Source organism: Mesorhizobium sp. NZP2077, from assembly GCF_013170805.1.
Classification (GTDB): Bacteria; Pseudomonadota; Alphaproteobacteria; order Rhizobiales; family Rhizobiaceae; genus Mesorhizobium.
On sequence record NZ_CP051293.1, the window covers coordinates 1,986,013 to 1,999,609 of the forward strand.

Annotated in this window: 11 protein-coding genes; 5 read left to right on the plus strand and 6 right to left on the minus strand. The window is 63.9% G+C overall.

The window, feature by feature from the left end:
- Positions 1-12: 12 nt before the first annotated feature.
- From HGP13_RS09770 to HGP13_RS09785, 4 genes are all read right to left on the minus strand, one after another.
- Positions 13-675: an aminotransferase class IV family protein gene (locus tag HGP13_RS09770; protein WP_172224543.1), complete on the minus strand. Its 663-nt coding sequence runs from the start codon at positions 673-675 to the stop codon at positions 13-15.
- Positions 624-1,769 carry an aminodeoxychorismate synthase component I gene (locus HGP13_RS09775; RefSeq protein WP_172224546.1) on the minus strand — a complete coding sequence of 382 codons (1,146 nt, stop codon included), beginning with the start codon at positions 1,767-1,769 and terminating at the stop codon, positions 624-626. Before HGP13_RS09775 ends, HGP13_RS09770 begins: the two co-directional genes overlap by 52 nt.
- Before the next feature lie 169 nt (positions 1,770-1,938).
- Positions 1,939-2,703 carry a proton-conducting membrane transporter gene (locus HGP13_RS09780; protein WP_172224549.1) on the minus strand — a complete coding sequence of 255 codons (765 nt, stop codon included), beginning with the start codon at positions 2,701-2,703 and terminating at the stop codon, positions 1,939-1,941.
- A gap of 359 nt (positions 2,704-3,062) precedes the next feature.
- Positions 3,063-4,901, minus strand: coding sequence for a M3 family oligoendopeptidase (locus tag HGP13_RS09785; RefSeq protein ID WP_172224552.1), 1,839 nt, complete (start codon positions 4,899-4,901; stop codon positions 3,063-3,065).
- A gap of 157 nt (positions 4,902-5,058) precedes the next feature.
- On the opposite strand from HGP13_RS09785, the gene HGP13_RS09790 reads away from it, so the two are divergent.
- Complete coding sequence (locus tag HGP13_RS09790) at positions 5,059-6,594, plus strand: sigma-54 dependent transcriptional regulator (protein WP_172224555.1); 1,536 nt, start codon at positions 5,059-5,061, stop codon at positions 6,592-6,594.
- Between the two features lie 550 nt (positions 6,595-7,144).
- Positions 7,145-8,968 carry a DUF882 domain-containing protein gene (locus HGP13_RS09795; RefSeq protein ID WP_172224558.1) on the plus strand — a complete coding sequence of 608 codons (1,824 nt, stop codon included), beginning with the start codon at positions 7,145-7,147 and terminating at the stop codon, positions 8,966-8,968.
- 426 nt (positions 8,969-9,394) lie between these two features.
- Here the strand turns inward: HGP13_RS09795 and HGP13_RS09800 are convergent, their stop codons facing one another.
- Positions 9,395-10,033: a 2-dehydro-3-deoxy-phosphogluconate aldolase gene (locus HGP13_RS09800; RefSeq protein ID WP_172224561.1), complete on the minus strand. Its 639-nt coding sequence runs from the start codon at positions 10,031-10,033 to the stop codon at positions 9,395-9,397.
- A 189-nt stretch (positions 10,034-10,222) separates the two neighbouring features.
- On the opposite strand from HGP13_RS09800, the gene HGP13_RS09805 reads away from it, so the two are divergent.
- The 3 genes from HGP13_RS09805 to HGP13_RS09815 all read left to right on the plus strand — a co-directional run bounded on the left by HGP13_RS09805 (position 10,223) and on the right by HGP13_RS09815 (position 13,063).
- Positions 10,223-11,152, plus strand: a complete 930-nt coding sequence (locus tag HGP13_RS09805) for a rhodanese-related sulfurtransferase (RefSeq protein WP_172224564.1) — start codon at positions 10,223-10,225, stop codon at positions 11,150-11,152.
- Positions 11,153-11,270: 118 nt separating this feature from the next.
- A complete protein-coding gene (locus HGP13_RS09810; RefSeq protein WP_172224567.1) occupies positions 11,271-12,011 on the plus strand; it encodes a tellurite resistance TerB family protein in 741 nt (246 codons plus the stop codon).
- Positions 12,012-12,307: 296 nt separating this feature from the next.
- Positions 12,308-13,063 (plus strand): SDR family oxidoreductase, encoded by a 756-nt coding sequence (locus HGP13_RS09815; RefSeq protein WP_172224570.1) that lies wholly within the window; start codon positions 12,308-12,310, stop codon positions 13,061-13,063.
- A gap of 24 nt (positions 13,064-13,087) precedes the next feature.
- Here the strand turns inward: HGP13_RS09815 and HGP13_RS09820 are convergent, their stop codons facing one another.
- Positions 13,088-13,462: a YciI family protein gene (locus HGP13_RS09820; RefSeq protein WP_172224573.1), complete on the minus strand. Its 375-nt coding sequence runs from the start codon at positions 13,460-13,462 to the stop codon at positions 13,088-13,090.
- Positions 13,463-13,597 lie beyond the last annotated feature (135 nt).

A 13,597-nucleotide genomic window follows, 5' to 3' on the forward strand; every position in this document is an offset into this window, starting at 1 on the left:
GCATTCTCCTGGTCACGCCAGCCTTGCGGGGATCAGGCCGCGCAGCGAATTGCCGACAAAGAGTACCTTGGCCGACTTCAGATCATCGTAGGTGTAGATCGCTTCCGCCGCCCGGCCTTCATCCAGAAGCTCGGCGCGCAATACGCCAGGCAGCAGGCCGCAATCGAGCCGGGGCGTTGCCAGCACGCCGTCGCCGAAATCGGCGAAGACGTTGGTGATGGTTCCTTCGCAGATTTCGCCGCGCTCATTGGCCAGGATCACCTCGTCGGCCTGGGTGATGAGATATTCGGAGCGGGCGTGGGTGTAGAGGTGGCGCCGGCTGGTCTTGTGGCGCAGCAGCGTATTGCCGGAATCGAGCCGCGTCCGCGCCAGCCGCAGCTTCCAGACCTTGTCGGCAGCGAGCGGTTCGTAGGGGTGCGCCGAGGCGGTGGCTTCGCCGTTGCGCGCCAAAGCGAGCCGCGTGCGCATGGCGGTTCGGGACCCGTCGACGGCGTTGCCCAGCACGGCGCCTATTCCCTGCGGACCGCAGGCGAAGCCGAGTTCCGCCGCCGAGCCATAGAGGCGCACAAGGTGGCGATCGAAGCGCAGGAAGCCCGTCTCCGGCTGCCAGCGCATGGTCTCGATCAGCTCGAAATCGGCGGCGTCCCCGTCGCGAAGCGGGCTTTGAGCAGACACTCCTGATACTCCTCCTCAGGCGTCGAATCGAAGACGATGCCGCCGCCGACATTGTAGACGGCCTCGCCATTGGCGAAGAGCGAGATGGTGCGGATCGCCACGGAAAAACGCATCGTGCCGCCGGGCGCAATCCAGCCGATGGCGCCGCAATAGACATCACGCGGCGTGCCCTCCAGGTCGTGCAGGATCTCCATGGCACGGATTTTGGGCGCTCCGGTGATCGAGCCACAGGGAAAGAGGGCTGCAAAGATCTGGTGGATCGAGAGCCCCGGCAGCAGCTTCGCCCTGACGTCGCTCACCATCTGATGGACGGTCGGGTAGCTCTCGATGCGGAACAGTTCCGGCACCTCCAGCGTGCCGACCTCGCTGATCAGCGAGATGTCGTTGCGCAGGAGGTCGACGATCATCCGGTTCTCGGCCTGGTTCTTTTCGTCATTGCGCAGGAAGGTCTTCTGCCGCTCGTCCTCGGCTTTGGTCGCGCCGCGCGGTGCCGTGCCTTTCATCGGATGGGTCTCGATCATCCCTGCGGCATCGATCTCGAAGAACAGTTCGGGCGAGCGCGACAGCACGATCGGGTCACCCAGCGCCACCAGCGCGCCATACTTCACCGGCTGGCGTTCGGTCAGCGCATCGAAAGCGGCAAGCGGATCGCCGGTCCATTGCGCCTGCACCGGAAAGGTCAGATTGCCCTGGTAGCAATCGCCTTGCCTGATGTGCTGGTGCAACCGCGAGAACCGCTTCTCGTAATCCTCGAACGACCAGGCCGCCCTTGCATCGAAGATCGGACCGTTCGTTGCCGCTGTGTTGCGCTGTGGCACTGCTTCCTCGACCGGAGCGTCGAAGACGCCGAGGCGGACCAGCGGCGCGCGACGTCCCTTCGGCAGCAAGGGAACGAGTTTCGGTTCGAGCAGGTAGCCGGCCTCGTAGGAGAAATAGCCGGCCAGCCATTTGCCGGCATCATGGGCCGCCTGTGCTGCTTGCAACGCCGCCGGGAAGTCCTTCGCCTCACGCGCGACGATAATGTCGGCCGGCCGGTCGAAAACGAGCTGGCGCGCGCTTTCGTCGTTGCGGAAAATGGCGGCGGGCAGGGACATGGGAACCGGGATCGATGAAGCCGACGATCGCTCTATATGGGGGGCCGCTCGCGTGCAATCGAGGGAACGGCACCTTGCCCCTCAAAGCCGACCTATAGCCGGCCTTGCCTGCCAAAAACAAAACCGGCGGGCCTTTGGCGCCGCCGGCTTAATAATCCGCCTCCAGCGTTCAGGTGTTGCTGGAGGTTCCGGCGCTCGGAAATTGTTTTGCGAATTCCGCCTCATTGCCGGATGCCAGCAGCTTGGCCTGTTCCACCCAGCGCTCACGCTCGACGCGGCCGCCGAATTGCAGGGCGTGCTCGATTCGCTCGATGTCGGCGGTAGTCCAGGCGGCGATCTGGGCGAAGGTGGTCACGCCTTGTCCCTTGAGCAGCTTCTCGTTGACCGGGCCGATGCCGATCAGCCGGCGCAGATTGTCTGGTTTGGCCGCTGCCGGTGCGGCTGGCTTGGGAGCAACTGTCTTGGGAGCAACTGGCTTAGGAGCGGCCGCGCTCTTGGTTGCCGAGCCGGCGGCCGCGGGTTTGCTCGCCGCGGGTTTGGCTGGATCTGTGGCCTTGGCCGCGGCGGGTTTCGCCGCTGCCGGCTTAGCGGCGGCCGGTTTGGCCGGTGCAGCCTTGGTTGCCGCCGGAGCGAATTTGGCCGCGGCGGGCGTCGACAGCAGGGCTGCCGGAGGCTGGCTGGCGGCCTTTGCTCCGCCACCCGTGGAAGCCTGCGCGTCGCGCAACTGGCGCTCGAGGTCGGCGCGTGTCTTGCCGCATGCATTGAGTTCGCCGGTCAGACGGTCGCTGTCGGCGCGCAGCCGGTCGCGCTCGCTGCGGGTGCGGTCGAGGTCGCCGCGCAGACCGTCGAGCTCACCACGCAGGCGACCCCAGATGAACCAGCCAACCAATACACCCACAAGGAACGCCAGGAGCATGTAGATAAAAGTGCCCATTGTCTCTCTCCAGTCAGATCCGTCTGCCGTGGGTCATGACCTTCGGCGATGGACTTCTCGATGATGGTTCCGCGGGTTCGCAGAACAGCCGGCCTCGGTTCGAGCGGTCGGCAATCGGCTTTGCTTGCCCATGGCCAACGGCCGTTGTCGCGTTCGCCTGAGCGTCACGTCCGGCTGAGATTTTCCCTCGCCGATCCGCATGCGCTCCGGCTGAGCTTGCAGCGAAGGCTATCATAGAGCTTGCGGAAAGCTACGGGAAAACGTCCGTCGAGAGTTCTTCAAGAACAAATATTTAGCGCAGGAATAGTGCGATCCAAACATGCATTCCGGCTAAACTGTTTTTCGCAGGCTTAGAGGTCTCAACCGTCGAGCGTTTCCAGTTCGTCGATCAGGCCGCTGATGACACCGAGCCCGATCTGCCAGAAGGCGGGGTCGGTGGCGTCGAGGCCGAAGGGCGCCAGAAGCTGCGAATGATGCTTGGTGCCGCCGGCGCGCAGCATCTCGAAATACTTGTCCTGGAAGCCGCGCTCGGCGTTCTGGTAAACGGCGTAGAGCGAGTTCACCAGGCAGTCGCCAAAAGCATAGGCATAGACGTAGAAGGGCGAGTGGATGAAGTGCGGGATGTAGGTCCAGAATACCTCATAGCCATCGCGCAGCTTGATCGCGGGACCGAGGCTTTCGGCCTGCACTTCCAGCCAGAACTGGCCGAGCCTGTCGGATGTCAGTTCGCCGTTGCGGCGCTCGGCATGCACCTTGCGTTCGAATTCGTAGAAGGCGATCTGGCGCACCACCGTGTTGATCATGTCCTCGACCTTCTGGGCGAGCATGGCCTTGCGCTCACGCCTGTCAGTGGTCTGCTCGAGCAGCGAGCGGAAGGTCAGCATCTCGCCGAAGACGGAAGCCGTCTCGGCCAGCGTCAGTGGCGTCGAGGCCATCAGCGCGCCCTGGCCGGCGGCCAGCACCTGGTGCACGCCGTGGCCGAGTTCATGCGCCAGCGTCATCACGTCACGCGGCTTGCCCATGTAGTTGAGCAGCACGTAGGGGTGCGCCGACGGCACGGTGGGATGCGCAAAGGCGCCTGGCGACTTGCCCGGGCGCACCGGCGCGTCGATCCAGTTGCGGTCGAAGAAGCTGCGGGCGATCTCGGCCATCTCGGGCGAGAAGCGCTGATAGGCGGACAGCACGGTGTTCCTGGCTTCGTCCCAGCCGATCACCGCTTGCGGTGTCTCCGGCAGCGGCGCGTTGCGGTCCCAGTGGTTCATCACGTCCATGCCGAGCCAGCGCGCCTTCATGGCGTAGTAGCGGTGCGAAAGGCGCGGATAGGCCTCGCGCACCGCGGTGGCGAGCGCATCGACGACGCCGCGCTCGACACGGTTGGCGAGATGGCGTGAATCGGCGATGTCCTCGAAGCCGCGCCAACGGTCGGATATTTCCTTGTCCTTGGCCAGCGTGTTGGTGATCAGCGTGAAGGTGCGCAAATTCTTGCGGAAGGTCGCGGCCAGCGCCTCGGAGGCGCGGCGGCGCACCTCGCCATCGGCATCCTGCAGGCGGTTGAGCGCCGGCTCCAGCGTCAGCTCCTCGCCATCGACGTCGAAGCGGAGGTCGGTCATCGTCTCGTCGAAAAGGCGGTTCCAGGCGCCGCGTCCGGTAATCGACTTCTCGTGGAAAAGCTGCTCGACTCGATCCTCGAGCTGGTAGGGCTTGTCCATTCTGAGGTCGAGCACCCAGGGCCGATAGTGGCCGAAAGCGGAATCGCCGGCCAGTGCGCCTTCGATCGCGGCGTCCTCGATCAGGTTCAGTTCGAGCGCGAAGAACAGAAGATGCGCGCTGGCGTCGGTCATCTTCTCCTGGATGTCGCCATAGAGCTTGGCGCGCTGCGGATCGGCGGTGTTGCCGGCGTAGACCAGGCCGGCATAGGAGACGATGCGGCCGATCAGTTCCTCCAGCGCCTCGTAGGCGACCAGCGCCTCGCCAAGCTTGCCGGCGCTGCCGCGCCCGGCCTCGGCGGCGAGCGTGCCCTTCCAGCGGCTCTCGAAAGCGATCGCGTCGGCGGCGGCCCTGGCGATGTCACGCTTCAGTTCCGGGGCTTCCATGCCGGCATAGAGGTCGGCAAGGTTCCATTCCGGCAGATCGCCAAGCTCGGCCGCGCCCTGACCGGACGCTGGTGCCGCAAGCCGCCGACCAAACATCATGCGCATCGACAATACCTTTTTTTCATCAAGAAGAGAGAATTCAAGGGGAACAGAGAAGCCGGTCAAATCCTAAGCAATTCGTTCACCGGGTTTTTTGAAAGCTTATTTAGAACCCTGTGCCAAGATGATCCATCGGGATTTCGAGCGGGCAACTCATAAAGTCATGACAGGTTCCATTCTCATAGTCGATGACGATCCCGTGCAACGCCGGTTGCTCGAGGCGGCGGTCACACGCTTCGGCCACACGGCAATCGTCGTCGACGGCGGCGCCGCCGGCCTCGACGTGCTCGACGGATCCGGCGCCCGCGACGTCTCGGTGGTGATCCTCGACCTGGTCATGCCCGGTCTCGACGGCATCGGCGTGCTGAAGGCGATGCGCGAACGCGACATCACCGTCCCGGTCATCGTCCAAACCGCCCAGGGCGGCATCGAAACCGTGGTTTCTGCGATGCGCCATGGCGCCTTCGATTTCGTCGTCAAGCCGGCTTCGCCCGACAGGCTGCAGGCGTCGATCGCCAATGCGCTCAAGGTCGAGGCGGTCGAGGGCGAGGTCAAGCGCACATCGCGCAAGCGCGGCGGGCTTTTGACCTTCAGGGACATGATCACCCACAGTCCGGCCATGGACAGGGTGATACGCCTCGGACAGAAAGCGGCCGCCTCCAACATCCCGATCCTGATCGAAGGCGAATCCGGCGTCGGCAAGGAACTGGTGGCGCGCGCCATCCAGGGCACCGGCGACCGCCGCTCGAAACCGTTCGTCACCGTCAATTGCGGCGCCATTCCCGACAATCTGGTCGAATCGATCCTGTTCGGGCACGAGAAGGGCTCGTTCACCGGCGCCACCGACAAGCACACCGGCAAGTTCGTCGAAGCGCATTCGGGTACGCTGTTCCTCGACGAGATCGGTGACCTGCCGCTCGACGTGCAGGTCAAGCTGCTGCGCGCCGTGCAGGACGGTGAGGTCGATCCGGTCGGCGGCCGCGCCACCGTCAGGGTCGACATCAGGCTGATTTCAGCGACGCACCGCAACCTCCTGCAGCAGGTCAAGGACGGCAAGTTCCGCGAGGACCTGTTCTACCGGCTGAATGTCTACCCGATCTTCGTGCCGCCGCTACGCGACCGCCGCGACGACATCCCGCATCTGGTCACGCACTTCATGGAAAAGGTGGCGCCCGCCGACCCGCGCCACCGCCTGCAAGGCATTTCGGCTTCCGCCCTTGCCGTGCTGCAGGCCTATGACTGGCCCGGCAACATCAGGCAGCTCGAAAACGCCGTCTTCCGCGCCTCGGTGCTGTGTGACGGCGATGTGCTCGATGTCGATGACTTCCCGCAGATCCGGGCGCAGGTGGAAGGCACCATCAATCTCGAAACGGACGACACGGCACCGCACTTTTCATCGCCTCCAGGACCGCGCGATGAGGAGGCCCCGGACGGCGATACCACCCCGATGGCCGAGCCTGACCGGCTGGCCGTGCTTCAGCCCAGATTCGGTACGTTGCGGGCGCTCGACGAACGCGGCAATGTGCGGGCGCTGGCCGATGTCGAACTCGAGATGATCAAGCTCGCCATCGATCATTATAACGGCCAGATGAGCGAAGTCGCGCGCCGCCTCGGCATCGGCCGTTCGACACTCTACCGCAAGCTCAAGGAATATGGCATCGACCCGGAGACCGGCCGCGTCGACCGGCTCGCCTCCTAAGTGTGTTGATATTCAGGTGAGGCTGCCTGCAAATGGCAGCTTTCTACGCTTCTCGACACACCTTGAAGCGCATCGCGTCACGCGCTCCCAGGTCTTTGTTTGCTGCATGTCCTTCGCCAAAACCGAGGTCGCTTTCGGACGACATGCATTGGACGTAAGGCCGGGACCAGCTTGCAATGCAAGATTTGGCCCCTGTATCGGGGTTTCGGCTGGAATATGGCGCGCCTGTGGACAGCTCTGTTCACGCATTAAGGCTAACGGTAACAGAACGTGTTCGGCCGAAGCCGGAATCCTGATCTAAACCAGCGGTTTACCAAGAAACCTTGTGAACATTTTTTGACGGGATATCGCCATGGTGTTACCGCATTTCGGCTTCAATAAGCGATGATTAACCATTAGGATCGATATTCGGATGTGAAAACGACACATCCGTTTGGGCAAATCCGGGGACAAACGGCAGCCTGCAAGGCCTTTTGATTTGAACAGAATCGAACGACTCACAAACGGGCGTCATCATCATCTGAGCGTCTGGCCGAGATGGCTGGCAGCGATGATCGTCGCTTTTGGTTTTGTTGCCGCGGCCGCCACCGGCGCCCAGGCCGAAGTTCGTTCGCTGAAGCTCTACCACCTCCACACGCACGAAAAGGCGGAGATCGTCTACAAGCGCAATGGCCGCTACGATCCGGAGGGCCTGCGCAAGATCAACATCATCCTGCGCGACTGGCGCCGCAACGAGCCGACCAAGATGGATCCGCGCCTGCTGGACCTGGTCTGGGAGGCATATCGCCAAAGCGGCGCCACCGACTATATCCAGGTCGTGTGCGGCTACCGTTCGCCGTCGACCAACTCGATGCTGCGCAGCCGCAGCCGAGGTGTTGCCGAGAAGAGCCAGCACATGCTCGGCAAGGCGATGGATTTCTACATCCCCGGCGTGCCGCTGAAGAAGTTGCGCAACATCGGCCTCAAGATGCAGGGCGGTGGCGTCGGCTACTATCCGACCTCCGGTTCGCCGTTCGTGCATATGGATGTCGGTAATGTGCGCCACTGGCCCGGCATCAGCCGCCAGGAACTGGTCAGCCTGTTCCCCAACGGCAAGACGCTGCATGTGCCGAGCGACGGCCGGCCGCTGCCCGGCTATGAACAGGCGCTCGCCTCCTACAAGTCCCGCAAGGGCTCCGGCACACCCAACATCGAACTGGCCAGCGCCGGTGGCGGCAGCAAGAAATCCGGCGGGTTCCTCTCTGCCTTCTTCGGCGGTGGCGGCGACGACGAGGCCGACGACAGCGCCGATGTCGAGACCGCCTCGGCTGCTCCCGCGCCCAAGCCGAGAAACCTGAAGCCGACTGCTGCCGCCAAGAGCAGCAACCTGCCGGGCATTGCCATCGTCGCGCCTGACAAAGCGCAGCGCGCCAACATTCCGCAGATTGCCGACGAGCAGGCTCCGGAACCGGAACAGGATACGCCGGAAACGATCATTGCCGCGCTGCCGGCCAAGGAAATTCCAGTGCCCGATTTCGCGCCGCGGCCGAAGGTCGATGTCGGCGCGCAGCCTGAGAATGTTCCGTTCGCCATGGCGGACGCGACGGCGACCACCGAACAGGCCGTGGCGACCGCGCAGGCGCCGGCGAACATGCCTTTCAGCAAGGCTGACCCTGCCGCGGCATCGGCTGCTGCTGCCGCCGATCCGACGCAGGTTACCGTCAACAACATCCCGTTGCCAACATGGCGTCCCGAACGCACGCTGCCGGCGGAACTCGCACCGCCGCCCAGCAAGGATGTGTTGATGGCGCTGGCGGATACGGCCGAACAGGGCAGCACCGCGACCGATGCGTTCTCGGTTCTGCCTTCGGCGCGGCCTGAGCCGGCCAAGCCGGACGCCGTCAAGGCCGTGCTCGACGACGCCAACGCCCAAGTCAGCGCCCAAGCCGGCAATGCCGACGAATATCAGGTTGCATCGCTGGCCGAAGAACCGCGCTCGGCTTTCAACGATCCGTCTTACGTCGATGTCGCAACGCCGCGCCAGGCAGTTGCCGCCCGTCCGGCTGGTTCCGATCCGGCCGCCGCGATCGGCGCCGGCGTGAAGACGACCCGCAAGGAAGCCAGGGCCACCGCCCGCGACCAGAAGCCCGGCCCCAGGGCCATGGTGGTTGCCGCGGCACCCCAGGCCGCCCGCTGGGCGCTGACCAGCGGCGACAAAGTCGCCACCGTTTCGAGCGCGACGACGGCGCCGGGCTACGCCTACAATATCGTGCATACGCCGCCGAGCGAGGTCTATACGGCCGGCTTCCAGCCGAGCAACGAAGTGGCTGACGTCAATCGCTTCACCGGCAATGCCGTCAAGTTCATGTCGGTCGCCCGCTTCCAGACGAAGTAACCGCCTAGCCAGAGATAACAGAAGCCGCGCTGGGCAACCGGCGCGGCTTTTTGCTGCCCAAAGGCACGATGGAAATGGCGCCGCTATCTCTGCAAGATCACGCGCGGCTGAACTTCTAGTGATGCCGGAACAGCTTGCCGATGTTCGGGTCGGTGTCAGTAAGTTCAAACCCGGGGATATCCATGAAGAACATTCTATTGGCATCGGTCATTGCGCTGGCAACCGCTTCGGGGGCAATTTGCTCCCACACAGGCTGAGACCGTTGTCGTCAAGACCGACAATCATATGCACCAGGGTGGTCACGACCTGGAAGCACCATCACAAGGTGACCAAAGAGGTCAAGGTCTGCAACTGATCAGTCAAAGTTGAATGTGAAAAGACCCGGTCAGCGGAAGCTGGCCGGGTTTTTGTGTGCGCGTGGCAACGCTATTTCCCGAGCTGGCTGGCAGCGCGGGCGAGGGCTTCGATTTCGTCCCACTTGCCGGCCTTGACCATGTCGTCGGGCGCGACCCAGGAACCGCCGACGCAGATGACGTTGGACAGGCTGAGGTAGTCGGCGGCATTCTTGCCGGTGATGCCGCCGGTCGGGCAGAATTTGACATCGGCCAGCGGCGAGGCGAAGGCCTTCAGCGAGGCGATGCCGCCGGACTGCTCGGCCGGGAAGAATTTCAGGAAGCGCAGGCCCGCCTCGCGCGCGGCCATGATCTCGCCGGGCGTGATGGCACCGGGCAACAGCGGAACTTCGCTATCGGCAGCGGCGGCCAGAAGCTCGCGTGTGATGCCGGGGCTGACGATGAAGCGCGAGCCGGCGCTGGCCGCCTCGTCGAACTGCTTGGCGTCCAGAATGGTGCCTGCGCCGACAATTGCTTCCTCGACTTCGGCCGCCACGCGCCGGATCGCTTCCAACGCATCGGCGGTCCGCAGCGTGATCTCGATCGCCGGCAGGCCGCCGCGCGCCAGGGCGCGGGCCAACGGCACCGCATTGGCGACATCGGTGATCTTCAGCACCGGGATGACCGGCTGGCTGTTGATGAGCGACAGGAGTTTTTCGGTCTTGCTGGTCATCTGTCTCTCCATACCAAGGGGAATTTCAACCGATTAGCAGACGGGTGTTTGCCTGTCCACGAAACCGGTCGCGTCGCGTTGTCACGCGCCGTGCGACAGCTTACGGGCTCTTCGCCGACAGGGCCATGACAGGCACCGAGGCTCGTTTCGCCTTGAATCGGCTTTTACGAGCGTCTAGTTGCTCTGGCAATGACACAGTCCGCTCCATTCCAGCCCGTTCGCGTCGCCGCGCTCTACCGGTTTGCCCGGCTCGACGCCTTCGAGACGCTGCGCGCGCCGCTCGCGGCCTTCTGCTGCGGACGCGGCATCAAGGGCACGCTGCTTCTGGCGCATGAAGGCATCAACGGCACCGTCGCCGGCAGCGAAGCAGCGATCGCCGAACTCATCGACTATATCGAAGCCGTCGACGGCCTGGCGGGCCTCGAGGTCAAGTACAGCGCAGCAGCGGACATGCCGTTCCACCGCATGAAGGTGCGGCTGAAACGCGAGATCGTCACCATGGGTGTTAGGGATATCGACCCGGCGACAACCGCCGGCACCTATGTCGTGCCCGCCGACTGGAACGCACTGATTTCGCAGCCCGACACGATCGTCATCGACACGCGCAACGCTTACGAGGTGTCGATCGGCACCTTCAAGGGCGCGGTCGATCCGGCGACCACGAGCTTTCGCGAGTTCCCGGCCTGGGTGGAAGCGCACCGGTCGGAACTCGAAGGCCGCAAGGTGGCGATGTTCTGCACCGGCGGCATTCGCTGCGAAAAGGCGACGGCTTACGTCAAGTCGCTCGGCTTCGAGGACGTGTTCCATCTCAAGGGCGGCATCCTCAAATACCTGGAGGAAGTTCCGGCCGAACAGAGCCTGTGGCAAGGCGAGTGCTTCGTCTTCGACGAGCGGGTTTCGGTGTCGCACGGCCTTGCCGAGGGCGATGCGGAACTGTGCCGCGCCTGCCGCCATCCGCTGACGGCGAGCGAGCTGGCGTCGCCGAAATATGCCGCCGGCGTCTCTTGCCCGCATTGTTTCGATGCCCGTACCGACGAGGACCGTCAGCGCTATGCCGAGCGCCAGCGGCAGGTCGAACTCGCTGAGGCGCGGGGCAAGGGGCCTCATATCGGGTCCTGATCAAGGCATCGGAGCCGCGGCAAAGCGGCGGCCTGTCATTGCAATGTCAAGTTTTGGGACCTACGTCTTCGGCGTTCGAAACCAGCCCGTTCGGCCGGGCATATGCTGGAGGCACTGAATGTTCGATCCCAAGAAGCTTCTCGACGATCTGCTCGGCTCGCAAATTCCCGGCACCAGCGGCACCGTCCGCGACAAGGCTGGACAAGCGGTGCAGATGGCCAAGGACAATCCGCTGGCCGCCGGTGCGCTCGCGGCGGTGCTGCTTGGAACAGGTGCCGGCCGCGAAGTGACCGGTGCCGCGGTGAAGCTCGGTGGGTTGGCCGCGATCGGCGGCCTCGCCTACAAGGCCTACCAGAACTACAAGGCCGGCAATGCGCCGGAACAGGCGCCCGCCGCCGGCGAGCCGGAATTGCTGCCGCCGCCCAAGGACACCGCCTTCCACCCGTCACAGGCGCCGCAGGGCGAGGACGAGTTCACGATGACGCTCGTTCGCGCGATGATCTCGGCGGCCAAGGCCGATGGCCATGTCGACGACGAGGAGCGCAAGAAGATCGCCGGCAAGCTCAGCCTTTCGGGGATCGGTACCGATGCCGAGAAATTCCTGATGGCCGAGCTGGAAAGCCCGCTCAATCTCGACACGCTGGTGGCGGGTGCTCACACCGACGCGCAGAAGCTCGAACTCTATACGGCATCACGCCTCACCATCGATCCCGACACACGCGCCGAACGCGGCTATCTCGACCTGCTTGCCGGCCGGCTCGGCCTGCCGGATGCGCTGGTCGATCATGTCGAGGCGACGGTTTCGGCGGCCAAGGGTCCTGCTACAAAGACCGGGACTTCGCCCAATCCGCGCTGGTAAGGTCAGATCGGGACAGGCCGCCTTTCCGGCGTTAACTTTTCGTTAACTCAGGAAGCGCATCATTCTACACAGTCGGATCGGCTTTTCCTCCTCCCAAGCCCGGTTCAGATCAGGGCGGTCGCCAATGACCGCCCTTTTTGTCGGCCCTTGTCAGGGCTCCCCCAAAAACTGATCCAGCTTTTCAGGATCACGGCCCGACGGCCGGCTTGCCATAGCTACCGTCATTTGCGATGCCTTCTTCCCGAGCCTAATCCCAAAAATAAGTTAGGCACGCGCGGCGCTGCCGGAGGATAGATATGACCGAGCAAAAAACCGCCATTGTCACCGGCGCCGGCACGGGTATCGGCAAGAGCGTTGCCACAGCGCTGCTCAAGCACGGCTGGAACACGGTGTTCTGCGGCCGCCGCAAGGCGGTGCTGGATGCCGCGATCGCCGACGCCGGGAAGACGGATGCCAAGGCATTGGCGGTCGCCTGCGACATCAGCAAGGCCGGTGAGGTCGAGGATCTGTTCGAGACGGTGGCGGAAGCCTTCGGCCGCGTCGACCTGCTCTTCAACAATGCCGGCATGGGATACAAGTCGACGCCGATCGACGAGATCCCGGTCGAGGTGTGGAACGATATCGTCGGCGTCAATCTCACCGGTTCGTTCCTGTGCGCCCGGGCAGCCTTCGGCGCCATGCGCAAGCAGCGGCCGATGGGTGGCCGCATCATCAACAACGGCTCGGTGTCGGCCTATGCGCCGCGCCCCGGCTCGGTGCCCTATACGGCGACCAAGCATGCCATTACGGGGCTGACCAAGACGTTGGCGCTCGACGGCCGCCCCTACGACATCGCTTGCGGCCAGATCGACATCGGCAACGCGCTGACCGATATGGCGCAGCCGATGACCGTCGGCGTACCGCAGGCCAATGGCTCGATATCAGCCGAAGCGGTGATGGATGTCCAGCGCGTCGCCGATGCCGTCGTCCACATGGCCAGCCTGCCGCTCGGCGCCAATGTGCTGTTCATGACCGTGATGGCGACCAAGATGCCGTTCGTGGGACGTGGGTGAGCGGCGGGTTCTGGCGCCGCCAGTTCATTTGCCCGCAAGCGGCACGCCGGGCTTGAACAGCAAAATGGGCCTGATCTCGTAAACCGCGGTAGGATTGACGCGGCGAAGGTCGCGGGCGATCGCGATGGCGTCGTCCCGCGTGGCGCAGTCGACGACATAGAGACCGAGCAGCTGTTCCTTGGTCTCGGCGAAAGGACCGTCGATGATCACACCGTCGCCGGGGCCGCGCAGGGTAATGGCATCCTGTGTCGCCCCCAGGCGCGCGGACGGTCCAAGCGTGCCTTCGTCATGAAGCCGGGTGTTGATCTTCAGCAGCTCGGCCATCAGTGCTGCGTCGTCCTGCGGCGTCAGCGCCTTGATCGCATCTTCCACGTGATAGGCAAGGATTGCATAGAACATCCGGCGCACCCCAATTCGATCATGATCTTAGGACCGTAACCGTTCCCGACATGTACGCCCAGTCTTGGCTGCGAGCCTCCGGACGGCTCATGACACCGCCTTGGCGGCTGGCCGCAAACTGTCTGGAAGAGGGCA

What these genes read in the sequence shown, in the direction of transcription:
- HGP13_RS09775 (WP_172224546.1), bottom strand. Translation starts at nt 1,769, where the DNA reads ATGTCCCTGCCCGCCGCCATTTTCCGCAACGACGAAAGCGCGCGCCAG.
- HGP13_RS09780 (WP_172224549.1), bottom strand. Translation starts at nt 2,703, where the DNA reads ATGGGCACTTTTATCTACATGCTCCTGGCGTTCCTTGTGGGTGTATTG.
- HGP13_RS09785 (WP_172224552.1), bottom strand. Translation starts at nt 4,901, where the DNA reads ATGCGCATGATGTTTGGTCGGCGGCTTGCGGCACCAGCGTCCGGTCAG.
- HGP13_RS09790 (WP_172224555.1), top strand. Translation starts at nt 5,059, where the DNA reads ATGACAGGTTCCATTCTCATAGTCGATGACGATCCCGTGCAACGCCGG.
- HGP13_RS09795 (WP_172224558.1), top strand. Translation starts at nt 7,145, where the DNA reads ATGATCGTCGCTTTTGGTTTTGTTGCCGCGGCCGCCACCGGCGCCCAG.
- HGP13_RS09800 (WP_172224561.1), bottom strand. Translation starts at nt 10,033, where the DNA reads ATGACCAGCAAGACCGAAAAACTCCTGTCGCTCATCAACAGCCAGCCG.
- HGP13_RS09805 (WP_172224564.1), top strand. Translation starts at nt 10,223, where the DNA reads ATGACACAGTCCGCTCCATTCCAGCCCGTTCGCGTCGCCGCGCTCTAC.
- HGP13_RS09810 (WP_172224567.1), top strand. Translation starts at nt 11,271, where the DNA reads ATGTTCGATCCCAAGAAGCTTCTCGACGATCTGCTCGGCTCGCAAATT.
- HGP13_RS09815 (WP_172224570.1), top strand. Translation starts at nt 12,308, where the DNA reads ATGACCGAGCAAAAAACCGCCATTGTCACCGGCGCCGGCACGGGTATC.
- HGP13_RS09820 (WP_172224573.1), bottom strand. Translation starts at nt 13,462, where the DNA reads ATGTTCTATGCAATCCTTGCCTATCACGTGGAAGATGCGATCAAGGCG.